This is a genomic window from Flavobacterium seoulense (assembly GCF_000695795.1).
GTDB classification, from domain to species: domain Bacteria; phylum Bacteroidota; class Bacteroidia; order Flavobacteriales; family Flavobacteriaceae; genus Flavobacterium; species Flavobacterium seoulense.
In genome coordinates, this window is record NZ_JNCA01000029.1 from 47,442 (window position 1) to 72,723 (window position 25,282).

A 25,282-nucleotide genomic window follows, 5' to 3' on the forward strand; every position below is an offset into this window, starting at 1 on the left:
GAACCACAAAAAAACGGCTAGAAATTACTTCCTAGCCGTTTGTGTATTTGTGTTTTTGAATCTTATCCTAAAAAGGCTTTCAATTCGTCATAAGTCTTGATTTTAGTACTTACTTTTTCTTTGTTCAGTACGCTTTCAATTTGAGTTGGAATAGGCAATGTTATTCCTAAGGCTGGTTCTACCACATCTAAAAACTTGATAGGGTGCGCGGTTTCTAAGAAAACGCCAATAGCATTCGGGTAGTTTTCCAATTCTTTTTTCAAACCTAAATAACCTACTGCTCCGTGTGGTTCGGCAATGTAACCGTCGGTTTTGTAAATATTTTTTAGTGCTTCTAAAGTTTCTTCGTCATTATAAGTATAAGAAGAGAAATCTTTTTTAAACTGCTCCAAATCATTTCCATACATTTCCTGAATACGGATAAAGTTACTTGGATTTCCTACGTCCATAGCGTTAGAAATCGTAGCGATAGATGGTTTTGGATCGTATTTTCCGTCTACTAAAAATCTTGGAACGGTATCGTTAACATTCGTTGAAGCCACAAAATGAGTAACAGGTAAACCCATTTTTTTAGCGATGATTCCTGCGCAAATGTTTCCGAAATTTCCACTTGGACAAGAGAAAACCAATTCTTTCCCTTGTGATTTCAATGCTTTGTAAGCAAAGAAGAAATAAAACATTTGTGGCAACCAGCGTGCAATATTAATCGAGTTAGCCGAAGTCAGGTTTTTATGTGCTAAGCTTTCGTCTAAGAATGCTTTCTTCACCATATCCTGGCAATCGTCAAAAACACCGTCAACTTCCAATGCTTTGATGTTTTGTCCCAGCGTAGTTAATTGTCTTTCCTGAATATCGCTCACTTTTCCGGAAGGGTAAAGAATAACCACTTCAACGCCTTGTACGGCAAGGAAACCGCTGGCAACAGCGCCTCCTGTGTCTCCGGAAGTAGCTACAAGAACAGTATTCGTATTGTCTTTTTTATCTTTGTTAAAATAACCCAGACAACGAGACATAAAACGAGCTCCAACGTCCTTAAATGCCATAGTAGGCCCGTGGAATAATTCAAGCGAATAGATTCCGTTTTCTACAGGAACTACTGGGAAATCAAAGCACAAAGTCTCTGAAATGATTTGTTTTAATGTCGATGCAGGGATTTCGTCTCCTACAAATTGTTGGATCGCTTCAAAAGCAATTTCCTCGTTAGTTAAGTTTTCGATATTGTCAAAAAACGATTTTGGAAGCGGTGTAATACTTTCCGGAAAATACAATCCTTTATCGGCTGCTAATCCCTGAATTACGGCTTCCTGAAAAGAAACTTTTGCTGCGTTATGGTTTAAACTGTAATATTTCATTTTATGCTATATTTTAGAATCCCCACCCCAGCCCTCCCCAAAGGGGAGGGAGGTAAAACTGGGAATATCATTTACTATTATCGTTTATATTAAAGCCCCTCCTTCGGAGGGGTTGGGGAGGAATTAAATTACTTTCATCCCCGTATCGTTCACCTTACACACATGAATTTCATACGGTAAATTGATTTCGTCGTAAACGGCGGTCATGCCTTTGGCGATTTTTTCGGCGGTTTCTTTTCCTCTGCTTAACGCAAAAATAGAAGGTCCTGAACCTGAAATTCCTGAACCTAAAGCTCCGTTTTCTAATGCTGATTGTTTGATTAAATCAAATCCCGGAATCAATACACTTCGTAACGGCTCAACGATTTCATCGTGTAATGAACGCCCGATTAGGTCGTAATCCTGAGTGTATAATCCTGCCACTAATCCGCCTACATTTCCCCATTGGGTAATGGCGCTTTTTAGCGAAACAGTTTGTTTTAATACCGAACGCGCATCGGATGTTTTTAATTCAATTTGCGGGTGAATTACAGTTGCGTACAATTCGTCCGGACTATCAATTTTGATAATATCCAAAGGATTTGAACTTCTTACCAATGTAAATCCGCCTAAAAGGGCAGGGGCAACATTATCAGCATGGGCGTTTCCTGAAGCCAGTTTTTCGCCTTGCATTGCAAATTTTACCAATTCTTTTCTGGAAAAAGGTCTACCTAATAATTCATTGGCAGCAAAAACCGCTCCCGCCGAACTAGCCGCCGAACTACCAATTCCACTTCCGGCCTTGATGTGTTTGTAAATTTCGATTTCGAAACCAAAATCGGCATCTACTTCTTCCAGCATCGCTAATAAAGCAACTCCTGAAACGTTTTTCTCAGTTTCCAAAGGTAAATTGGCACCTTCAATTTTAGTGATGCGAATGCCTTTTTCGGCTGTTTTTCGAACAATCATTTCGTCACCTACATTGTCTAAACACAATCCCAAAACGTCAAATCCGCAGGAAAGGTTGGCAATAGTTGCAGGACAAAATACTTTTACTTCATTCATTTTTTTATAGTTTCTCAGTTTCTAAGATTCTGAGTTCCTAAGTTTCTAAATTTTTTCTATTCTTAGAATCTTAGCAGCTTAGTGACTTAGCAACTCCTTTTAAACATTTCCAATTCTGATTACATCGGCAAAAATTCCCGAAGCCGTAACCGCAGCTCCCGCACCGGCACCTTTTATCAATAAAGGCTGATCTACATAACGATCAGTGTAGAATAAAACGATATTGTCTTTTCCTTCTAAATTGTAGAAAGGATGGTCTTTTGGAATAAATTGCAAGCCTACACTTGCTTTTTCATTCTCAAATTGCGCCACAAATTTCAATCTACTGTCTTTTTGTTTGGCTTCTGCCAAAATTCCTTCAAAATGACTGTTGTATTCCACTAATGATTTGAAGAAATCCTCATTATTAGTTGTTGCCATGCAGGCAGCAGGTAAGAATGATTGGTTTTCAATATCTTCAATTTCCATTTGGTAACCGCTTTCGCGAATTAAGATCAGGATTTTTCTTGCTACGTCAATTCCGCTTAAGTCAATTTTTGGATCAGGCTCTGTAAATCCTTGTACTCCTGCTTCTTTAACCACATCATGGAACGAGTTGTTTTCGTCAAAATTGTTAAAGATAAAGTTTAGGCTTCCTGATAAAACCGCCTGAATTTTGTGTACTTTATCACCCGAAGCGATTAAGTTTTTAACCGTATCGATAATTGGTAATCCTGCACCAACATTCGTTTCAAACAAGAATGGGGCATTGTATTGTCTTGATAATTTTTTCAGGTTTTTGTAATTGTCATACGCCGAAGCACAGGCAATTTTGTTACAAGTAACCACACCTACACTTTGTTTTAAGAAGTGCTCGTAAATAGCAGCAACATCAGCATTTGCAGTAATATCTACAAAAATAGAGTTACGTAAATTTAATGCGATTACTTTTTCGATAAATAATTCTCTGTTAGCAGTTTCTCCATTATCAAGAGCTGTTTGCCAAGAATCTAAATCAATCGCATCGTCATCAAAGTGCATTTTTCTTGAATTAGATAACGCAATAACGCGAACATTGATTTTAAGATTTTCTTTTAAGAATTTCTTTTGCTGGTGGATTTGTTCGATGAATTTTTCACCTACATTACCCACACCCATCACGAACAAGTTTAATTGTTTAGTGTTTTCTTCAAAGAAATTTTCGTGCAAAGTATTCAAAGCTTTTTTAACGTCTCTTTCGTTAATTACCGCCGAGATATTTCTTTCAGAAGCACCCTGAGCAATTGCGCGGATGTTTACGTTATTTTTACCCAAAGTACTAAACATTCTACCGCTTAGTCCCTGGTGATTTTTCATGTTTTCACCAACCAATGCAATGATGCAAAGGTTTTTCTCAACAATGCAGGAATCGATTTTGTTTTGAGCAATTTCGATTTCGAAAGCTTTGTTGATGGCATATTCAGCTGCTTCGGCATCACTAGTCAGGATTCCGATGCAGATAGAATGCTCTGATGAAGCTTGAGTGATAAAAATCACATTGATATTTACATTAGATAAAACTTCGAAAAGTCTTTTAGAAGAACCCGAAACACCAATCATTCCTGGACCTTCCAATGTAATCAAAGTAATATTGTCAATATGACTAATTCCTCTTGCCGGATTTCCATTTGAAGTAGAAACATTCGAAATAAAAGTTCCTTCAGCTTCCGGTTCAAAAGTATTCTTGATATGAATAGGAATGTTTTTTCTTAAAACAGGTTGGATTGTTGGCGGATACAACACCTTGGCACCAAAATGTGACAATTCCATTGCTTCCTGATACGAAATTGCAGCAATAGGTTGAGCTTGTTTTACAATTTTAGGATTAGCAGTAAACATCCCGTTTACATCAGTCCAGATTTCTAATTCAGTTGCATTTAATGCTCCAGCCATGATAGCTGCAGTATAATCAGATCCACCGCGGCCTAAAGTAGTATTGATTTCGTCAAGAGACGAAGCAATAAAACCAGGCATAACTACAACCTGAGAATCATTCGAACTAAAAAATGCAGTTGTTAATAAATTAGTAACTTCAAAATTTACGATGGCTTTTCCGTAGTTGTTGTTTGTTTTAATCAACTCACGACTGTCTTTGTAACTACTATTTTTTAGATTTTGTTTTAAAGATTCGGCAATGATATAAGATGAAAGTAATTCGCCAAAACTTAAAATAGTATCCGATGTTCTTGCTGATAATTCGCCCAAAAGGAAACATCCGTCCAGAATAGTTTCAAGGTGGTTGATGATTCTTTTAATATGGCTTAATAAACCGCTTTGTTCACTTACAGGAATTAATTCTTTTAAAGCGTCTAAGTGTTTTTTCTCAATTTCAGCAACAATGTCTTTGTAAGTTTCATCATTAGAAGCTGCTTTTGAAGCTGCTAATTGCAATAAATCGGTTACTTTACTAAGAGCAGAAACAACTACAATAAGTTTGTCATTTTTAGCTTTGTTGAGAACAATATCTAAAACTAGTTTTATATTTTTTGCATTGGCTACCGAAGTTCCACCAAATTTTAATACTTTCATTTTGTTTGTTTTATTTTAAAAATGCAATATTTTATATACACCCAACATCTTTCTTCTAATAAAAAAGTATGTATCAATCAGGATTATATGTAATGATGAATACCCCTAAGGGGTAGTAGTAGTTGTAACAGAAATTGAAACCCAAATTTGAGTTGCTATCGGAGATTGATATGTAGTTCTGTTGTTTATCATAAGAGTTCCCAAAAATACAGTTTTTTATAAAAAGCAAAAACCTTTATTGGGTTTTTGTGAAAAATTTTAAAAAAAAGAGCAAATATATAGTTTTACTGCGTCTAATTATAGTGATTTTCTTTTAATTTTTTTGAATTAGTCCGTTTTTTGTGAAAATATTATTTTGATAATTTGTTGTATTAAGAAAATGTATAACTACATCAGGAATAAAAAAGATTTAGACCGAATATATTTTAGCATTTAAGAACCTCAATTTTTGTTTTTAGGAATTTGACAAATCAAATAGTTTAATTTTTAAAAGAAAGCAGTTTTTACGCACATTGTAGCATAAAGTATTTTCTGTTTTGGTTAATTTTTTATTTAAAAAAGAACAAATAGTCGAAAAAAACCACTGTAAGGCAGGATTAATTTTTGAAATAACTTTAACATGAAATAAAAAAAAGTATTTTTGCTATCTAAAAAATAAAGTAAAAAATGTCAATAAACAGTATTTTCCAATTTTTAGTACCAAAGGATAAAAAATTCTTCCCACTTTTTGAAGAAGCTTCTAGTAATTTGATTGAATTGGCTTCTAATTTACATGAAGCTGTAAATCTTCCTTTGAAAGAAAGAGAAGTGCTTTTTCAAAAAATAGATGAATTAGAACAAAGAGGAGAAGACATTACGCGTCAGACAAATTTAGAGTTGAGTAGAAACTTTATTACTCCGTTTGACCGTGAAGATATTCACTCACTGGTTACTTCTATTGATAATGTTGCCGATCGTTTGCATGGTGCATCAAGTATTATGCGTTTGTATCAGGTAGATAAGATTACTAAATCTATTCGAAAATTGACAGAAATTAATCTTGAAGCTTGTCAGCATATTGAAGTTGCTGTAAAAGAATTGAGAGATTTTAAAAATGCTCATAAAATTAAAGCGGCTTGTGCTAAAATTTCGAAGTTAGAAAACAAATCGGATAATGTGTATAACAAAGCTGTTTTTGAAATTTTTGAAAACGAAACCGATGCTAAGAATATCATTAAATACAAAGAAGTATTGTCAATCTTAGAATCAGCTACTGATAAATGTAAAAGTGTAGCGAGTGTTTTAGAATCGATTTCGGTTAAGCATTCTTAAATTTAATTTATTTTTTGAAGTAATCACTTATGACTTTACTTATCACAATTATAGTTTTAGCACTTATTTTTGATTACATAAACGGTTTTCATGATGCTGCTAATGCTATTGCAACAGTTGTTGCTACAAAAGTATTGACTCCTTTTCAGGCGGTTGTCTGGGCTGCTTTCTTTAATTTTTTAGCTTATTGGGTCTTTGGTTTTGGGGTAGCCGATACTGTGGCAAAAACAGCGCACACTATTGATATTAATTTAACTGTTATTCTGGCGGGTGTTATTGCGGCAATTTGTTGGAATTTATTAACCTGGTGGTTAGGAATTCCGTCGAGTTCTTCGCATACTTTAATTGGTGGATTTGCCGGAGCTGCTATTGCTCATGCTATTTATATGCACGGTTTTTCAGATTATACTGTGATTGAAGATGGGGTGACTGTTACAAGACATTGGTATAATATTGTAAACTGGTACGATCCCGGAAAACCAGGAGCGATGCCTACCGGAGTTGTTATAATTGTTGTTTTTATCTTTTTAGCACCTTTTTTAGGAGTTTTAGCTTCTTATTTAATTTCTATTTGGTTATTAAATGCAGCCAGAAAAAGTATTTATCCAAAGATTTTTACGGTAGCTTTAATGATTGCTACAATTTGGTTTATCAGTAAAATGATTATCAATGACGTAGGTGAATCAAGATTTGAATCTCATTTTTGGAATGTAGCTTTTGATCCGCATAATATCAAATGGTTTTTAGTAGGTTTTATTATTCTTTCAGTAAGTTTATTTTGCTTGGTTTTTAGTAGTTTGAGTTACCATCAATCAGAGAAAATGCTAAAAAAGATGCAATTGTTATCTTCGGCAGCATTTAGTTTAGGTCATGGAGGTAATGATTCTCAAAAAGTAATGGGTATTATCGCAGCTGCAGTAATTGTTTATACGAATAGTGAAGGTGTGGATTTGAATGCTATGCCAACATGGTTGCGTGTGGCTTTACCGGAAGGTGAAACTCCGGGAATCATGCCTGAATGGATTCCGTTAGCCTGTTATTCTGCTATTGCTGCGGGAACTTTGAGTGGAGGTTGGAAAATTGTAAAAACAATGGGTTCTAAAATTACCAAAGTAACTTCTTTTGAAGGTGTTGCGGCTGAAACAGCCGGAGCTTTAACCTTGTATTTTACAGAGCATTTAAAAATCCCGGTAAGTACAACGCATACTATTACAGGTTCTATTATTGGTGTTGGATTAACAAAACGTGTTTCGGCAGTACGCTGGGGAGTAACCGTAAGTTTGATTTGGGCATGGATTTTAACCATTCCTATTTCAGCACTTTTAGCAGCAATTTGCTATTATGTATTGAATATTTTCTTGTAAAAAAGAATCAAAATATGCTAAGCCATCTGATATTTCAGATGGCTTTTCTTTTTAAAAAATGTTATTATGTTGTATTTGTTGTTGAGTGTAATTTGTAGTGTTGCTGTAGGTGTAATTTTTAAAGTTGCCCGTAAATGGCCTATAGATGCAAAGCAAATAGTATTGTTTAATTATTTCTTTGCGCTATTACTGTGTTATACGGTTTTCTCTCCCAATTTAGAAGCAGTTACTACTGATGCACCATTTTTGTTGTATGTGAGTTTAGGTATTTTATTGCCTGTGGTATTTTTGTTTTTAATTTATTCGATTAAAAATATAGGAATTGTAAAGACCGATGCAGCTCAAAGATTATCCCTTTTTGTGTCTATTGTAGCGGCTTGGTTGCTTTTTAAAGAAGTGTTTTCGATTACCAAACTAATCGGAATCACAATTGGTTTTCTGGCTTTATTTTGTGTTTTGTATAAAACTGCAGATACTACAAAATCAGATTTAAAATATCCTGTTTTAGTTTTTTTTGGTTTCGGATTTATTGATATTCTATTCAAAAAAGTAGCTGCTTTTACGGCCGTTCCTTACACTACTTCTTTGTTTGTAATTTTTAGTATTGCCTTGTTTTTTATGATTTGTGCAGTGTTGTATGAAATGATAATTAGTAAAAAACAATTCGATATTAAGAATCTTGTTTTTGGTTTTTTAGTAGGCTGTTTTAATTTTGGAAATATATTATTTTATTTAAAGGCACACCAAGCTTTTTCCTCTAATCCATCCACTGTTTTTGCAGGAATGAATATGGGAGTTATCTTGCTAGGAAGTATTGTAGGTATAATTATTTTTAAAGAAAAATTATCAAAACTGAATTTTTTCGGTTTAGTTTTGGCTCTTCTTTCGATACTTTTTATTGTTCTTTCTGTTTAGGATTTGCAGTGTCTAATTTGAAGTTTTTTTCAATAGCTCTAATCATTTCTCCGGCAATATCCTTGTTAGTTGCTGCTTCGATGCCTTCCAGTCCGGGAGAAGAGTTTACTTCAAGCAACAAAGGGCCTTTTGAAGAACGAATAATATCTACACCGGCAACTCTTAAATCCATTGCTTTAGCGGCTTTTATAGCTATTTTTTTCTCATCAGGAGTAGCTTTTATAATTGAGGCTGTTCCGCCAAGGTGAATATTAGCTCTAAATTCGCCAGGCATTGCCTCACGCTGAATGGTAGCTACTACTTTTCCGTCAACCACAAACAGTCTTAGGTCTTTTCCGTTGGCTTCTTTAATGAATTCCTGAACCAGAATGTTTGCATTTAAACTTTTGAAAGCATTAATAACACTTTCGGCAGCTTTTTTAGTCTCGGCTAATACAACTCCTTTTCCCTGAGTTCCTTCCAATAATTTTACAACCAATGGAGGTCCGCCTACCATTTTGATTAAGTCGTCAGTGTCTAATGGTGAATTAGCAAATCCGGTTGTTGGAATTCCAATACCGCTGTGAAGTAATAATTGTAACGAAAAGAGTTTGTCTCTGGATTGTGTAATGGCAGTAGAAGAGTTTAAACAAAACACATTTAAAGCCTCAAACTGGCGTGTTAAAGCACAACCATAAAAGGTAACACTCGGACGGATTCTGGGAATGATAGCATCAAATTCGTTTAAGATTTTTCCACCACGGTAATGAATCTCAGGTTTTTTAGCATCCAGTTTGATGTAGCATTCTTTGATGTTTAAGAAATGCATTTCGTGACCACGCATTTCGCCAGCTTCCATAATTCTTTTATTGCTATACAATTCAGGATTACTGGCTAATAATCCAATTCGTAATCCGCTAGGTGCTTTTTCTGAATTTTTATAGATTTCTTTTAGATTGTCGTTGCTTGGCTGTCCTAATAAAAACTGTTTTTCTGGATCGACTAAGACTCTTCCGCTCATGGCTTCGCGGCCTAAAAGCATTCTGAAGCCCATAGTATCTCTATTGGTTAAAGTAACTTCGATAGGCCAGGTGGCTTCGCCAATTTCTAAATTGGTTTGAATAACATAGCGTTGTTCTCTAAAACCGCTGGAACTTTTTACAATCCTTTTGTCTATCAAAGGCGCTTCGCAGTGAATAATTGTTTTAGAGTTATTTTGGATTGGGTTAATATCGAATTTTACCCAATTAGTATCATTCTTGATGAAAGGTGCAATATTGATAGCGTGTAATGCAGAGGTTTTTGCCCCCGAATCAACTCTGGCTTTTATTGTTGGAATTCCTAAATCAGGAAAAGAACACCATTCTTCACTACCTACGACAACTTTATTCATTGTTATTTTTATTGAAATTGGGATTGTTTTGTTACAACGTCAAAAGTAGTTATTTGTTTTCCAGATGAAAGGAAATGATGTTAAATGAATAAACCCGTTATGTTATGAAAACGTAACGGGTTCTGTTGTTAAATTGCATAGCAACGTTTATTGATTAGTTGTTTCTCCTGTTTTATGAATTTTAACGGTCAATTCCTGAGCGCCATCTTCGATATCCATGAAAATTTCGTCACCGGCAGCAATTTTTGAAGTAATAATTTCTTCGGCAAGTGCATCTTCTACATACTTTTGAATAGCTCTTTTTAATGGTCTTGCACCAAATTGTTTATCAAAACCTTTTTCGGCAATAAATGCTTTTGCTTTTTCTGATAGATTTAAGTTGTATCCTAAATCAGCAATACGAGCATATAACTTTTTCAATTCGATTTCTATAATCAAATCGATATCTGCCTTTTCTAAAGCGTTAAATACAATTACGTCATCAATTCGGTTTAAGAATTCCGGAGCAAATGTTTTCTTTAAAGCATTTTCGATAATACTTTTCGAATTATCATCTGCCTGAGCTACTTTAGCAGCAGTTCCAAAACCTACTCCCTGACCAAAATCTTTTAATTGTCTGGCTCCAACATTTGAAGTCATGATGATTATAGTGTTTTTAAAGTCAATTTTGCGGCCTAAACTATCTGTTAAAAATCCGTCGTCAAGAACCTGTAATAACATGTTGAAAACATCCGGATGTGCTTTTTCGATTTCGTCTAAAAGAACAACTGCATATGGTTTTCTGCGTACTTTTTCAGTCAATTGACCACCTTCTTCATAACCAACGTATCCCGGAGGCGCACCAATTAAACGTGAAATAGCAAATTTCTCCATGTATTCACTCATGTCAATTCGAACCAAGGCATCTTCAGAATCGAATAATTCTTTAGCTAAAACTTTAGCTAATTGTGTTTTACCAACACCAGTTTGACCTAAGAAAATGAACGAACCAATAGGACGATTTGGATCTTTCAATCCGGCGCGGTTTCTTTGAATAGAACGGGCAATTTTTACAACAGCTTCTCCCTGACCAATTACTTTACTTTCGATAAGCTGTGGTAATTTGGCTAATTTGTTACTTTCTGTTTGTGCAATACGATTTACCGGAATTCCAGTCATCATAGAAACTACATCGGCAACATTGTCTTCTGTTACTTCAATTCTATTACTTTTAGCGTCTTCTTCCCATTGTTCCTGAGCGATAGCTAAATCTTTCTCAATGCGTTTTTCGTCATCGCGAAGTTTAGCAGCTTCTTCATATTTCTGTTTTTTAACAACAGCATTTTTTAATTCTCTAATGTCTTCTAATTGACGCTCTAAGTCTAATATTTTCTTAGGAACTTCAATGTTAGTGATGTGAACACGTGAACCTGCCTCATCCATAGCATCAATAGCTTTGTCCGGTAAAAAACGCTCCGACATATAGCGGTTGGTCAATTTTACACAGGCTTCAATAGCTTCTGGTGTATAGGTAACGTTGTGATGATCTTCGTATTTGTTTTTCACATTGTTCAAAATCGTAATTGTTTCTTCTACTGATGTAGGTTCAACAATGATTTTTTGGAAACGTCTTTCAAGAGCACCGTCTTTCTCAATATATTGTCTGTATTCGTCAAGAGTTGTAGCACCAATACATTGGATTTCACCTCTGGCTAATGCAGGTTTGAACATATTAGATGCATCTAGTGAACCTGTAGCTCCGCCAGCACCTACAATGGTATGAATTTCGTCAATGAAAAGAATAATATCGTCATTTTTTTCTAATTCGTTCATAACCGCTTTCATGCGCTCTTCAAACTGTCCGCGGTATTTAGTTCCGGCAACTAAACTTGCTAAATCTAAAGTTACAACGCGTTTGTTGAAAAGAATGCGTGATACTTTCTTTTGGATAATACGCAATGCTAATCCTTCGGCAATTGCTGATTTTCCAACTCCTGGTTCTCCAATTAATAATGGATTATTTTTTTTACGACGGCTCAAAATCTGGCAAACACGCTCAATTTCTTTTTCACGTCCTACAACAGGATCTAGTTTTCCTTCTTCGGCCATTTCGGTTAAATCTCTACCGAAATTGTCTAATACAGGAGTTTTAGATTTTTTATTGGACTTATTGGCGGGATTATTGAAATTTCCTTCTTTTAAACTGTCATCTTGTCCCATATCGTCATTGTAAGAGTCAGTTGCTCTAGGTAAATTTTCTAAGAATTCTTCTTCGTTTGGTGTCATATTTAGATATTGTTCTTTGGCTACATCATAATCTATTTTTAGTTTATTTAGTAGCTTGGTTGTAGGATCGTTTTCGTTTCTTAAAATACATAGTAACAGGTGAGCAGTACTAACTGATGGGCTTTGGAAAACCTTAGCTTCAAGGAAAGTGGTTTTCAAAGCACGTTCTGCCTGTCGGGTTAAATGCAGGTTTTTCTTTTCTACGTTACTATCTATTCCTGGGATTGCAGGGCTTAGGATTTCTACCTTTCTACGTAAATGGTCTAAATCAATTGATAAATTGTTTAAAATTTGTATTGCTTTACCATTACCATCTCTAAGGATTCCAAGCATCAAGTGTTCTGTCCCAATGAAGTCATGACCTAGTCGTAAAGCTTCTTCTTTACTGTAGGTAATAACATCTTTTACTCTTGGTGAAAAATTGTCATCCATAATATTTATTTCTAGTATATGTAAATTTAGTGAATTACTATTTGAAAAACAAAAATCGTACCTAAGTACTTATGTCAGCTAATAGACAAAAAAAATGCTAGAAAAGCCTTGTTTTCTGTTTAAACTATTAAACAAAAGCCAATGTTAATTTGTTAATAAATCATTGAAATTAGCGTATCGAAAAGTCGTTAGAAATTTCAAAAAGCCGTATATTGGCACGTTTTGAAATGAATATAATTATTTAATATAACAACTTATGTCTGAAGGAGAAAAGTTAATTCCTATTAACATAGAAGATGAAATGAAATCAGCTTACATTGATTATTCAATGTCGGTAATTGTATCAAGAGCGCTTCCGGATGTTAGAGATGGTTTGAAGCCAGTGCATCGAAGAGTACTTTATGGAATGTATGATTTAGGAGTAACTTCGAGATCTGCTCATAAAAAATCTGCAAGAATTGTTGGGGAAGTTTTAGGAAAGTACCACCCACACGGAGATACTTCAGTTTATGACGCTATGGTGCGTATGGCACAAGAGTGGAGTTTACGTTATTTATTAGTTGATGGTCAGGGTAACTTTGGTTCTGTTGATGGTGATAGCCCGGCAGCAATGCGTTATACTGAGGCCCGAATGAAAAAGATTTCGGAAGAAATAATGGCTGATATCGAAAAAGAAACTGTTGATTTCCAATTGAACTTTGACGATACTTTATATGAACCAAAAGTAATGCCAACCCGTGTTCCTACTTTATTAGTAAACGGAGCAACAGGTATTGCAGTAGGTATGGCGACTAATATGCCACCTCATAACCTGACTGAAGTTATCAACGGTACATTGGCTTACCTTGATAATAATGATATTGAAGTGGACGAATTAATGACGTATATTAAAGCTCCGGATTTTCCAACCGGAGGTGTAATATATGGTTATGAAGGCGTTCGTGAAGCTTTTAAAACTGGTAGAGGACGTATTGTTATGCGTGCGAAAGTTGGTTTTGAAGAAGTTGACGGAAGAGAATGTATTGTTGTTACTGAAATTCCATATCAGGTTAACAAAGCAGATATGATTAAACGTACTGCTGATTTAGTTAACGAGAAAAAAATTGAAGGAATTGTTAACATTCGGGACGAATCGGATAGAAATGGTATGCGTATCGTTTATATCCTGAAACGTGATGCTACGCCAAACGTAGTTTTGAATACTTTATATAAATTTACACAATTACAATCTTCTTTTAGTGTAAACAATATTGCATTAGTAAAAGGTCGCCCACAAATGTTGAATCTAAAAGATATGATTCACTATTTTATTGAGCACCGTCATGATGTTGTTGTTAGAAGAACACAATTTGAATTACGTAAAGCTGAGGAAAGAGCACATATCCTTGAAGGATTAATTATTGCTTCAGATAATATTGACGAAGTAATTGCAATTATCAGAGGTTCTAAAAATACTGAGGAAGCTCGTGAAAAATTAATCGAAAGATTCAAATTATCAGATATTCAGGCTCGTGCTATTGTTGAGATGCGTTTGCGTCAGTTAACTGGTCTGGAGCAGGACAAATTAAGAGCTGAGTACGAAGAATTAATGAAGTTAATTGACCACTTGAAAGCTTTACTTGCTGATGTTAATTTAAGAACAGAGTTAATCAAAGAAGAGCTTACTGAAATTCGTGATAAATATGGAGACGAAAGACGTTCTCAAATTGAATATTCAGGAGGTGATGTAAGTATCGAAGATTTAATTGCCGATGAAAATGTGGTAATTACGATTTCGCATGCAGGTTATATCAAACGTACAAATCTATCAGAATACAAAACGCAAAATAGAGGTGGAGTTGGTCAAAAAAGTGCCGGAACAAGAGATCAGGATTTCTTAGAGCACATGTTTGTGGCAACAAATCATCAGTACATGATGTTCTTTACCCAAAAAGGGAAATGTTTCTGGATGCGTGTTTATGAAATTCCGGAAGGAACTAAAACAGCTAAAGGTAGAGCAATTCAGAATTTGATTAATATTGAAAGCGATGACAAGGTAAAAGCATTTATTTGTACTCAGGATTTAAAAGATCAGGATTATATTAAGACTCATAACTTAGTTATGGTGACTAAGCAAGGTCAGGTTAAGAAAACATCTTTAGAGAAATATTCTAAACCTAGAGCTAATGGTGTTGCTGCAATTACTATCAAAGAAGGTGACGAATTATTAGGAGCTGAATTGACTAATGGTGAAAGCCAAATTATCTTAGCAGTAAAATCTGGTAAGTTAGTTCGTTTTGAAGAAACTAAAACACGTCCGATGGGAAGAACAGCTTCTGGAGTTCGTGGAATTACTTTAAAAGATGAGTCTGACGAAGTAATTGGAATGGTAACTGTTGATAAAGATGATATTAACGATTCACAAATTTTAGTTGTTACTGAAAATGGATACGGTAAACGTACCAAATTAGTTGACGAAGATGGAGAAGATGTTTACCGAATCACAAACCGTGGAGGTAAAGGTGTTAAAACGCTTAATATTACTGAGAAAACAGGAAAACTAATTTCCATTAGTGCCGTTACAGATGCTGATGATTTAATGATTATCAATAAATCAGGATTAACAATTCGTATGGCTATTGAAGACTTAAGAGTTATGGGACGTGCCACTCAGGGAGTTCGATTAATTAACTTAAAAGGAAAAGATTCTATTGCTGCAGTTACAAAAGTAATGAAAGACGAAGCAGAAGAAGTTGTTGTTGACGAAGAAGGTAATGTTATCGAATCGGCTATCGAAAGAATTAAACCGGATTTAGAAGTTCTTGAAGATGACGGTACTGTTGAAGATGATGAAGATGATGATACTGAGGAAGAAGATTTAGCTGATGAGGACGATGCTGATGAAGAAGACGAAGAATAAGTTACAATAAAATAAAAAATTATAAATATTAAAAATGAATAGTATGAATGGTAAATTTGTAATGCTAGCTTCAGCTTTATTGTTGACTGTTGCAACTTTTGCTCAGAAAAAAGAATTGAAAGCTGCAGAGAAAGCTGTAAAAGGCGGAGATTCGAAAGAGGTATTAGAACTTTTAAAAGCAGTTGAGCCTACATTGGCAAATGCTTCTGATGAAGAAAAAGCACAATATTATTTCTTGAAAGGAAATGCTTATTTGGATTTGGTAGATAAAAAAATAGATGCTGATGCTAATATGAAATCAGCAGCTGATACTTACAAAGAGTTAATTGCTGCTGAGAAAGCTTCAGGAAAGCAAAAATATTCTACACAAGCAGCAGCTTCGATTACTAAAATTAAAGGTTTATTAATCAATAGCGGGGTTGCAGCAACTAAAGAGAATAATAATAATGAAGGAGCTCAAAAATTACATGAAGCTTATTTGTTAGATAAAAAAGACACTATCTATCTTTATTATGCAGCTTCAACTTATGTAAGTGCTAAAAATTATGACAAAGCAATGGAATTGTATAATGAATTAAAAAACATTAACTATTCTGGAAAAGGTACTGAATATCTTGCGGTAAGTAAAATTAGTGGAGAAGAAGTTGGTTTTGCTAACGCTGCTGAAAGAGATAAAGCAGTGAAAATGGGAACTCACGAAAAACCTAGAACTGAAGAAATTCCTTCTAAAAGAGGTGAAATCTACAAAAACATGGCTTTGATTTTAGTAGATCAAGGGAAAATTGCAGAAGCTAAAAAAGCAGTTTCTGATGCTAGAAAAGCGAATCCGGATGATTCTTCTTTAATGTTAACTGAAGCTAATTTGTATTTACAAACTAAAGATTTCGATAAATACAAACAAATCATTACTGAGGTATTAGCTAAAAACCCTAATGATGCAGGATTAGTTTATAACTTAGGAGTAATTTCTGCAAATGCAAACAATAACGCAGAAGCTGAGAAATATTATAAAAGAGCAGTAGAAATTAAACCTGATTACACTAATGCTTATATCAATTTAGCGGTTTTGAAATTGCAAAATGAAAAAGCACTTATTGAAGAAATGAATAAATTAGGTACTTCAGACAAAGACACAAAACGTTATGAAGTATTAAAAAAGAAAAGAGAAGATTTGTTCAGAAGCACTTTACCGTACTTGCAAAAAGCTTACGAATTAGATCCTGATAATACTGATATCGTAAAAACACTTTCAGGAGTTTACGGAGCTTTAGAAATGACAGCTGAGAAAAATGCTTTAAAAGCAAAAATGAAAAAGTAAGTATACAATAAATTATAAAAGCCATCTTTGAATGAATCAAAAGATGGCTTTTTTTGTTAGTAGAATTTGTAGTTTTGCATTTCGAAAAAGAATCTATCACAGAGCAATAAATATAAATGATAGCAATAAATCAACAATATCAGTTTTTAATAGAAAATGTGCTTTTTGTATTTGCTTTAGAAATAGAAGCAGCATCAGTTTTTAACGAACAAAATGTCTTATTTACCGGAATAGGAAAAGTAAATGCAAGTTATGAACTGACAAAAGCAATTCATCATAAAAAACCTGATTTAATTGTTAATCTGGGTACAGCAGGAAGTAATCGTTTTAGTAAAGGTACTATTGTTTGCTGTTCAGAATTTGTGCAACGTGATATGGATGTACGAGGTTTAGGTTACGCACTTTATGAAACGCCTTTTTCGAAAGATCCATTGGTTTTAAATTATGGTTTATTGATGGATGATTTTGCTGTTGGCATTTGTGGTACAGGAGATAATTTTGAAATGGCTCATAGCGAAACCAAATATAACGTAGTCGATATGGAAGCCTATGCATTAGCAACCATTGCACGACGGGAAAATATTCCGTTTTTATGTCTTAAATATATTTCTGATGGAGCCGATGATAGTGCTGCTGAAGACTGGCTGGTTTTAGTTCATAAAGCAGCTGTCGCTTTTGGTAAAATATTTCAAATAAATAAAGTTAGTGTTGTTGAATAACCAATAAAAAAGGCTTAATTTCTATTGATTGTAACTAAATGTATCTGCCCAGTCAGATGTTTTTATCGACGATACCAGATTATCTGAATTCATAAAGACACGCAATTCTTTGTTGGCAACTTTTTTCGAATATAAAGCTCTAAAACGATAAATTGTTGTTTGGTCATTTTTACTTTGATATACTTCGGCTAATTGAAGATCTTTAAAAGTACCGTACCATTGTCTGTATTTAGAGCAGGTTTTAGAAAGTTTTTCGATAGTAATATTATTAATTACTGATCGTGTTGCTTCGCTAGTGGTAAATGGTTTGAATTTAGAGGTATTACAGGTCATAAGAACGCGTTTTCCTAATTCATAAGCTTTATTCTTCTGACTATTATTTACTTCAGTTAAAGCCACTTTTACTATTTTATTTTCTTGATGTGCTTTTTTTGATTTACATCCTACTAATGCGATTAAGCTTAAGATTACGATCAGTTTTTTCATTTTAATATAATTGTTTAATTATTAGGTTTGTGTTTTTTAAACGCGAAATGACTTTATAAAGTATGTTATTTTCAAGAAATCATTCAATTTAATTTTTAAACCTTTAATATAAAATAAAAAAGTCATGCTAAAAAATTTAGTCTGACTTTATAACTTTAAATTAGGGAAATTTAAGATTGCCTTTTGAATTATTCCAAATTCAATTGCAACGCAAAACAGTTTTTATCTTCTTTAGTAATACTAAAAACAATAGTTTCGTTAGAAACGTTTTCGTGAATCATTACCTGATCACGCAAAGAAAGTTCTTTCATGAAATTCATTTCAAAGCTTTTTACTTTTTGCTTTAAAATGATATTTTCATCTACTAAATCCATACACCATTCCAGGTATTTTACATTATTTACATGATTAACTATATCTAAATCTGATAAAATAACTGTTTTACTGAAAACTTCTTCTTTTTCAGGATTGATATCTATTTTAGAAAAACCTTCCTGAGTAGCTTTTATTTCAGGAAATAATTCGAAATGATCATGCGCTAAAGTCAGTAATTCAGGACGGCGTTTTTTAGTATTAAAAACAGCCCAAAAAGTTTCGCAACCAATAATTTTTTTTTCACCAATATACATTTCTAAAGCACGCACTGAACGTGAATTTTCCAGACTATTAATCCAGGTTTTTACTGTTACAGTATCTTTCCATTTAGGCAATTCAGTAATTTCTACTCGCATTCTGCTTAGAACCCAGGCCTGATCAAATTCCTGCATATCACTAAAACTAATGCCTCCAATTTCAGAATGTGCTGCTGCAGTGAGTTGTAATAAATTACATAATTCGGTGTATTTTAAGTTGCCCGAAGGTAAGCATTGGGTAAAATTGATTTCGAAATCTTTGCATAAAATGGAAGTAAAATTAGGATCTATTGGCATGGATTAAAGGATTCAGATTTAGGATTTTTGTTTTGAATTAATATAGTCAATGATTTTTTGAGTTGGCGTTTCAAAATGAAACCATTTAGTATTTTCATCCCGTTTAAACCAGGTTAATTGGCGTTTAGCAAAACGGCGCGTATTTTTTTTGATTTCTTCGATAGCAAATTCTAGCGAAAATTCTTTATCAAAATAACTGAATAATTCTCGGTAACCTACCGTTTGTAAGGCATTCAGCTCTTTGTTTGGATACAAATTTTTAGCTTCCTGAAGCAAACCTTCGCTCAGCATAATATCTACACGCTGATTAATACGGTTATACATCACATTTCTTTCGGCTTCAAGACCAATTAGAATAGGAGTGAAGTTTCTCTCGTTTTTCTTTTGGTTCAAATAGGAAGAATAGGCTTTTCCGGTTCCAATACAAACTTCTACAAATCGCATCATACGTTGCGGATTGAGTAAAGTTTGTGGGTTTTCGGTAGTAATTTTTTCGAAATAGTAAGGATCTCGTTTTTTGAGTTCCTCCTGTAAATATGCAATTCCTAATTTTTCATAATTAGAATTGACTTGCTGACGAACAGCTGAATCAATTTCAGGAAAATCATCAAAACCTTGTAAAATAGCATTGACATACAAACCTGATCCGCCAACTAAAACGACATAATTATTGGTTTTAAATAATTCATCAATGGTTTTAATGGCTTCTTTTTCGAAATCGCCTACAGTGTAATTTTCGAAAATAGATTTATTTTGTATAAAATGATGCGGAGCTGCAGCAAGTTCTTTTTCGTTAGGAACAGCAGTTCCAATAGCCATTTCTTTGAAAAACTGACGGCTATCGCAGGAAACAATTTCGCAATTATAATGATTAGCTAGTTGAATACTCAAGGCTGTTTTCCCGATGGCTGTAGGCCCAATTATGGTAATTAGGTATTTCATTAGTTATTTTCTATTGGATGTCCGCAATTAGGACAAAATTTAGCATTTGAGGGATATATATCTGCTTCACAATTCCCACATGGATTTTGATGCTGCGTTTCTCTGCTTTTATTGTATTTGTTAATTTCGGCTGTAACAATTCCTGTAGGAACGGCAATAATTCCGTAACCTAAAATCATGACAAACGAAGCAATAAATTGCCCTAAAGGAGTTTGAGGAGAAATATCGCCATAACCTACTGTAGTTAGTGTGACGATGGTCCAATAAATACTCATGGGAATACTTGTAAAACCGCTTTCTTTACCTTCAATGAGGTACATGATTGAACCAATAATTATAGTACTTATCAATACAAAATAGATAAAAACAACTATTTTTCCGCGACTGGCAATTAATGCTCTTTTTAATTTTAAGGATTGACTGGTGAATTGCGGATTATTCAAGATTTTAAATAAACGTAATAAACGCAATGCTCTCACAACAGTTAATATATTATAACCTGTAAAGAAAAGCGAAGCAAACATAGGTAAAATTGCCAATAAATCAATAATACCATAAAAGCTAAAAACATATCGAATAGGTTTGTCTATAGAAAATATACGAAGCAAATATTCGATAGTAAAAAATACGGTAATGATCCATTCTAATGTAATTAAATACGAATGGTATTTTAGATTAAAATCGGCAACGGTTTCCATCATTACCAAAAGAACACTTATCAGAACAAATCCTAATAGTATTAAATCAAACAAACGTCCAGCTTTTGTATTAGTCTGAAAAATAATGGTATATGTTTTTTCTCTAATTTGAGAATACATTGCTGAATGTTTCATTGGTATAAAGTTTAAAAATGAATCAGTTTTAAAGCTTTGTTTTTCCTAATGTAGGCTTGAATAATTCGTTGAATATCCCGATTACTTTCCATTGGAATCAGAATGTTTTTCAAAATAGCAGCATTGTTAATTTGGTAATTCAAATCGTAAAAAGCATATCCTTTATAAACTCCGTTTTCAACTAAAATAGCACTTCTTTCATTTACATTTCGGCCACGATCAATAATAATCATGTTTTTATTATCAAAACTGTTTTTGTCTATAAAAGACTGAACTCTTTGATTGTATTCTGAGATTGAAATTTTGCCTACACAAGCTCCGTCACATTCATTGATGGTATGTTGAAAACAGTGATTTTTAGTTTCATACAAACCGGTTAATTTTTGACACAATTGATAATCGGCAGTGATGCGAAACAAAGCATTTTTCCCATCGGCAGTATTAGCATACGAAAGGATTTCTTTCTTTCGTCCATCCATTTTTTGCAGTTTTAAACGCAAATAACCTTCATTGTCTTTTTCCGAATAAATAGCCCAGGAAAAATAATTCTTGCGGGCCATTCGGTTGTAAATGGGTTTGTTTATTTTAATTTCCTGCGCTTCTTTTATCAGTGCAATAAGTTCGTTTCCAGTTTCTTCATAGGTTACTGTAAAAACTTCGGCTTGTATTTTTTTAGCACTTTTTGTAATTCCTGTAAAATGCTGATTGACTCTTTTTTTGATGTTTCGGCTTTTGCCAATAAAAATTATTTTACCTTCTTCGTTATGAATATAATAAACTCCTGTTTTTGAAGGTAAACCAGCAACAATATCTAATAATTTAGGAGCAATTCCTTTTTGAATTTCGGACTTGATTAAGCTACCAATAATTTCTTTTTCCAAGTCTTTGTCTAATAACATCTTGAATAATTTTACTGTAGCCATAGCATCACCACTGGCACGATGCCTGTCAGCCATTGGAATTCCCAGAGCGCGAACTAATTTTCCTAAACTATGCGAAGTTTGTTCTGGCAATAATTTCTTTGATAATTCAACGGTACAAAGGGTTTTAGTATTGAAATCGTATCCTAAACGACGAAATTCAGTTCGAAGAATACGATAGTCAAAATCAGCATTATGAGCTACTAAGACACAATCTGTTGTAATTTCGATGATGCGTTTGGCAACTTCATAAAATTTAGGTGCCGAACGTAACATAGCATTGTTGATTCCAGTTAATTTAACCACAAAAGGCTGAATTGGAATTTCAGGATTAACTAAACTAATGAACTGATCTACAATTTGATGACCGTCAAATTTATAAATAGCAATTTCTGTAATTCCTTCTTCATTGAACTGTCCTCCAGTAGTTTCTATGTCTAATATTGCGTACATATTCAATTTCAATGGCAATGTCAAAATTCAATATCTAAGGCAAAAAAATAATGGCAATTCTTAAAAATTAAAAAATTGTAATTGCTATTGTCTTTTGATATTGTAATAGATCTATTTTTTATTATTAATCATTTTTGAAGCTATTGCGATAAGTTCTTCAACTTCTGTCAAAAGCCATTTTCTTTCTTCTAAATTACCTTCGTTAATATAATCAATAACTTTTAATGAATTTCTGGATTCTTTCAGTTCTTTTACAGCTAATGAAACTTTGAAAATAAAATCTTTATCGGTAATAGAACCTTGTGCTTCACCATAATTTAAGGCAACACTTCCAGAAGAACGAATTAGTTGATTTTTATAATAATCAAGTTCAAAAGTTTTATCTAATTTCCTGACAAAGAAAATACATTCTCCAGCAAATCGAACCAATCTGTCTTCTAAATTATAAATTTTGTCAAAATTTGGTTCGTTTACTTCCATAATTGAAATTGAATTTTGAAATTGTTATTGATAATTACGATTTCCAAAGATACTACTTCCTATTCGAACCATAGTACTGCCAGATTCAATAGCCAGTTGATAATCGCCTGACATTCCCATAGACAAAGTTAGAAGTTGGCAATTAGAAGTCAGGTTTTGGTTTGTTTTATCAAAAATCGATTTTAAATATGAGAATTCTTTTTTGATTTGCTCCTGATTATCGGTAAAAGTCGCCATTCCCATTAAGCCTAAAATACGAATATTTTTCATTTCTTTAAATTCATTTGAATTTAAAAGATCTTCTAATTCTTTTTCATCAAGACCAAATTTACTTTCTTCTTTAGCTATGTAAATTTGCAGTAAACAATCAATAACACGATTGTTTTTTAGTGCTTGTTTGTTGATTTCCTGTAATAATTTCAAACTATCCACACCGTGAATCAAACTTACAAACGGAGCCATGAATTTGACTTTATTGGTTTGAACGTGACCTATCATATGCCATTGAATATCCTTTGGCATGACTTCCCATTTTTCGGTCATTTCCTGAATTTTGTTTTCACCAAAAATACGCTGACCAGCATTATAAGCTTCCATTAAATCAGCAACCGGTTTGGTTTTAGAAACTGCTACAAGAGTAACGTTTTCAGGTAAAGTAGATTTTATAGATAATAAATTGGATGTAATTGACATTGTTGTAATTTTTAATTCTGCTGAAATTGTTTCGAAATTTTCTCTGCTTTTTTGCTTTCTGAATAATCATAAAAACCTTCTCCTGATTTTATGCCTAATTTTTTAGCATTGACCATATTGACCAGAAGCGGGCAGGGTGCGTATTTTGGGTTTTTAAAACCTTCGTGCAGCACATTCATTATCGAAAGACAAACGTCTAAACCAATAAAATCAGCTAGTTGTAAAGGTCCCATAGGATGACCCATGCCGAGTTTCATCACAGTATCTATTTCATAAACACCGGCTACTTTATTTTCCAGGGTTTCGATGGCTTCGTTAATCATAGGCATCAAAATTCGGTTAGTGACAAAACCGGGAAAATCATTTGCTTCCACTGGGGTTTTATCCAGTTTTTTAGACAAAGTCATGATTATTTCGGTGACTTCATCGCTGGTTTTTTCCCCCCGAATTACTTCAACCAAAGGCATCAGTGGAACAGGATTCATAAAATGCATTCCAATAACTCTTTCCGGATGCGTTACTACAGCTGCAATTTGAGTAATGGAAATTGAGGAAGTGTTGCTCGCAAAAATTACGTTATGCGGACATATTCCGTTGAGTTTTTTGAAAATTCTAAGTTTTAAATCCAGATTTTCAGTTGCTGCTTCAATCACTAAATCAGCACCCACAACTCCGTCTTCAATATCAGTGTAGCAAATAATGTTCGAAATAGTTTTCATTTTTTCTTCGGCAGTAATGCTTCCTTTATTTTGCATTCTGTCCAAGTTGGTAAAAATAGTCGTCATTCCTTTTTCCAAAGCGGCTTCGGAAACATCAATCAATTTTACGGTAAAACCGTTTTGCGCAAAAGTATGAGCAATTCCGTTACCCATTGTTCCTGCGCCTATTACTGCTACTATTTTCATTTCTTTTTCAATTCTGTTTAAAAAATAAAAGTTACGAAACGTAACTTTTAAATTATAATCTTTGATGTAAAATTTTATTTATTTTTTGAAACAATCAATAATTTGGTATGCTACTCTTAGAGCTTCTGTTGCCTGATCTAAGGTTACAATAGGTGTTGTGTTATTGTTGATAGCATCTGCAAATGTTTCCAGTTCGTCAAGGATGGCATTATTTTGTGTTACGTCAGGATTTGAAAAATAAATTTGTTTTTTCACACCTTCGGCATTTTGTAAAATCATATCAAAATCTCCTGGAACTTCGGGAGCGTCTTTCATTTTAACCACTTCACATTTTTTCTCTAAAAAGTCAACGGAGATGTAAGCATCTTTTTGAAAAAAACGGGTTTTGCGCATGTTTTTCATCGAAATACGGCTCGAAGTTAAATTGGCAACACAGCCATTTTCAAATTCGATTCGGGCATTAGCAATATCCGGAGTTTCACTAATTACCGAAACACCACTTGCGCTAATGTTTTTTACTTTCGAATTAACCACACTTAAAATAACATCAATATCATGAATCATTAAATCCAGAACCACAGGAACATCCGTACCACGCGGGTTGAATTCGGCCAGACGATGTGTTTCTATAAACATCGGGTTTTCGACCATATTTTTAGTAGCGATAAAAGCAGGATTAAAACGCTCTACATGTCCTACCTGACCTTTTACATTGTATTCATTGGCTAAAGCAATAATTTCTTCGGCTTCTTCAATGGTATTCGAAATAGGTTTTTCGATAAAAACGTGTTTTCCTGATTTAATAGCTGCTCTGGCACATTTATAGTGAGAAAGGGTAGGAGTTACAATATCAATTACGTCTACAGCATGAATTAATTTAGCAATAGTATTGAAGTTTTTATATCCAAATTCTTTTGAAATTTTTTCGGCGTATTCCTGATTTTCGTCATAAAAACCAACTAATTCATATTTTTCAGATTGTTGTAATAAACGCAAATGAATTTTTCCCAGATGCCCGGCACCTAAAACTCCTACTTTAAGCATGATAATGTATTTTTAACAAAAATAGGAAATTCAAATTAAAATATAGAAAAATTGATTTG

General features: G+C 33.7%; 20 protein-coding genes. 6 read left to right on the forward strand and 14 right to left on the reverse strand.

Features of this window, described 5'->3' with window-relative positions; translation table 11 throughout:
- Positions 1 to 62: 62 nt before the first annotated feature.
- From thrC to thrA, 3 genes are all read right to left on the reverse strand, one after another.
- Positions 63 to 1,352, reverse strand: a complete 1,290-nt coding sequence (gene thrC / locus FEM21_RS14125; RefSeq protein WP_035661644.1) for a threonine synthase — start codon at positions 1,350 to 1,352, stop codon at positions 63 to 65.
- Positions 1,353 to 1,475: 123 nt separating this feature from the next.
- Positions 1,476 to 2,396 (reverse strand): homoserine kinase, encoded by a 921-nt coding sequence (locus FEM21_RS14130; protein WP_035661647.1) that lies wholly within the window; start codon positions 2,394 to 2,396, stop codon positions 1,476 to 1,478.
- Between the two features lie 99 nt (positions 2,397 to 2,495).
- The gene (gene thrA / locus FEM21_RS14135) at positions 2,496 to 4,943 is read right to left on the reverse strand and encodes a bifunctional aspartate kinase/homoserine dehydrogenase I (protein WP_035661650.1); all 2,448 of its coding nucleotides are present in this window, start codon (positions 4,941 to 4,943) and stop codon (positions 2,496 to 2,498) included.
- 666 nt (positions 4,944 to 5,609) lie between these two features.
- Between thrA and FEM21_RS14140 the strand changes: the two genes are divergently transcribed.
- The 3 genes from FEM21_RS14140 to FEM21_RS14150 all read left to right on the forward strand — a co-directional run bounded on the left by FEM21_RS14140 (position 5,610) and on the right by FEM21_RS14150 (position 8,533).
- Positions 5,610 to 6,254, forward strand: coding sequence for a DUF47 domain-containing protein (locus tag FEM21_RS14140; protein ID WP_035661653.1), 645 nt, complete (start codon positions 5,610 to 5,612; stop codon positions 6,252 to 6,254).
- A 29-nt stretch (positions 6,255 to 6,283) separates the two neighbouring features.
- A complete protein-coding gene (locus FEM21_RS14145) occupies positions 6,284 to 7,618 on the forward strand; it encodes an inorganic phosphate transporter (RefSeq protein WP_035661656.1) in 1,335 nt (444 codons plus the stop codon).
- Between the two features lie 66 nt (positions 7,619 to 7,684).
- Positions 7,685 to 8,533, forward strand: coding sequence for an EamA family transporter (locus FEM21_RS14150; RefSeq protein ID WP_035661658.1), 849 nt, complete (start codon positions 7,685 to 7,687; stop codon positions 8,531 to 8,533).
- Here FEM21_RS14150 and rimK read toward each other — a convergent pair.
- Positions 8,514 to 9,905, reverse strand: a complete 1,392-nt coding sequence (gene rimK, locus FEM21_RS14155; protein WP_035661661.1) for a 30S ribosomal protein S6--L-glutamate ligase — start codon at positions 9,903 to 9,905, stop codon at positions 8,514 to 8,516. The genes FEM21_RS14150 and rimK overlap by 20 nt on opposite strands.
- Positions 9,906 to 10,052: 147 nt before the next feature.
- Entirely contained in the window at positions 10,053 to 12,602 is a 2,550-nt protein-coding gene (locus FEM21_RS14160; RefSeq protein WP_035661665.1) for an ATP-dependent Clp protease ATP-binding subunit, read from the reverse strand.
- A 256-nt stretch (positions 12,603 to 12,858) separates the two neighbouring features.
- Between FEM21_RS14160 and gyrA the strand changes: the two genes are divergently transcribed.
- From gyrA to FEM21_RS14175, 3 genes are all read left to right on the forward strand, one after another.
- On the forward strand, positions 12,859 to 15,501 hold the full coding sequence (gyrA, locus tag FEM21_RS14165) for a DNA gyrase subunit A (protein ID WP_035661668.1): 2,643 nt from the start codon (positions 12,859 to 12,861) through the stop codon (positions 15,499 to 15,501).
- Positions 15,502 to 15,535: 34 nt separating this feature from the next.
- Positions 15,536 to 16,819, forward strand: coding sequence for a tetratricopeptide repeat protein (locus FEM21_RS14170; protein ID WP_316930347.1), 1,284 nt, complete (start codon positions 15,536 to 15,538; stop codon positions 16,817 to 16,819).
- A gap of 116 nt (positions 16,820 to 16,935) precedes the next feature.
- Positions 16,936 to 17,538, forward strand: coding sequence for a 5'-methylthioadenosine/S-adenosylhomocysteine nucleosidase family protein (locus FEM21_RS14175; RefSeq protein ID WP_035661673.1), 603 nt, complete (start codon positions 16,936 to 16,938; stop codon positions 17,536 to 17,538).
- Positions 17,539 to 17,559: 21 nt separating this feature from the next.
- On the opposite strand, the gene FEM21_RS14180 is transcribed toward FEM21_RS14175, so the two are convergent.
- The 9 genes from FEM21_RS14180 to FEM21_RS14220 form a co-directional block, all read right to left on the reverse strand.
- Positions 17,560 to 18,024, reverse strand: a complete 465-nt coding sequence (locus tag FEM21_RS14180; protein WP_035661676.1) for a hypothetical protein — start codon at positions 18,022 to 18,024, stop codon at positions 17,560 to 17,562.
- A 188-nt stretch (positions 18,025 to 18,212) separates the two neighbouring features.
- Positions 18,213 to 18,953, reverse strand: a complete 741-nt coding sequence (locus tag FEM21_RS14185) for an acyl-[acyl-carrier-protein] thioesterase (RefSeq protein ID WP_035661680.1) — start codon at positions 18,951 to 18,953, stop codon at positions 18,213 to 18,215.
- Between the two features lie 18 nt (positions 18,954 to 18,971).
- Positions 18,972 to 19,895 (reverse strand): tRNA (adenosine(37)-N6)-dimethylallyltransferase MiaA, encoded by a 924-nt coding sequence (gene miaA, locus FEM21_RS14190; protein ID WP_035661683.1) that lies wholly within the window; start codon positions 19,893 to 19,895, stop codon positions 18,972 to 18,974.
- A complete protein-coding gene (locus FEM21_RS14195; RefSeq protein ID WP_035661687.1) occupies positions 19,895 to 20,728 on the reverse strand; it encodes an ion transporter in 834 nt (277 codons plus the stop codon). The genes miaA and FEM21_RS14195 overlap by 1 nt, the downstream gene beginning before the upstream one ends.
- Positions 20,729 to 20,739: 11 nt before the next feature.
- Positions 20,740 to 22,101, reverse strand: a complete 1,362-nt coding sequence (locus FEM21_RS14200; RefSeq protein WP_035661690.1) for an exonuclease domain-containing protein — start codon at positions 22,099 to 22,101, stop codon at positions 20,740 to 20,742.
- A gap of 111 nt (positions 22,102 to 22,212) precedes the next feature.
- A complete protein-coding gene (locus FEM21_RS14205) occupies positions 22,213 to 22,581 on the reverse strand; it encodes a four helix bundle protein (protein WP_035661694.1) in 369 nt (122 codons plus the stop codon).
- A 24-nt stretch (positions 22,582 to 22,605) separates the two neighbouring features.
- Complete coding sequence (locus FEM21_RS14210) at positions 22,606 to 23,274, reverse strand: YggS family pyridoxal phosphate-dependent enzyme (RefSeq protein ID WP_035661697.1); 669 nt, start codon at positions 23,272 to 23,274, stop codon at positions 22,606 to 22,608.
- Positions 23,275 to 23,285: 11 nt separating this feature from the next.
- Positions 23,286 to 24,179, reverse strand: a complete 894-nt coding sequence (locus tag FEM21_RS14215; protein ID WP_035661699.1) for a 3-hydroxyacyl-CoA dehydrogenase family protein — start codon at positions 24,177 to 24,179, stop codon at positions 23,286 to 23,288.
- A gap of 78 nt (positions 24,180 to 24,257) precedes the next feature.
- On the reverse strand, positions 24,258 to 25,223 hold the full coding sequence (locus tag FEM21_RS14220) for a Gfo/Idh/MocA family protein (RefSeq protein ID WP_035661702.1): 966 nt from the start codon (positions 25,221 to 25,223) through the stop codon (positions 24,258 to 24,260).
- Between the last annotated feature and the right edge of the window lie 59 nt (positions 25,224 to 25,282).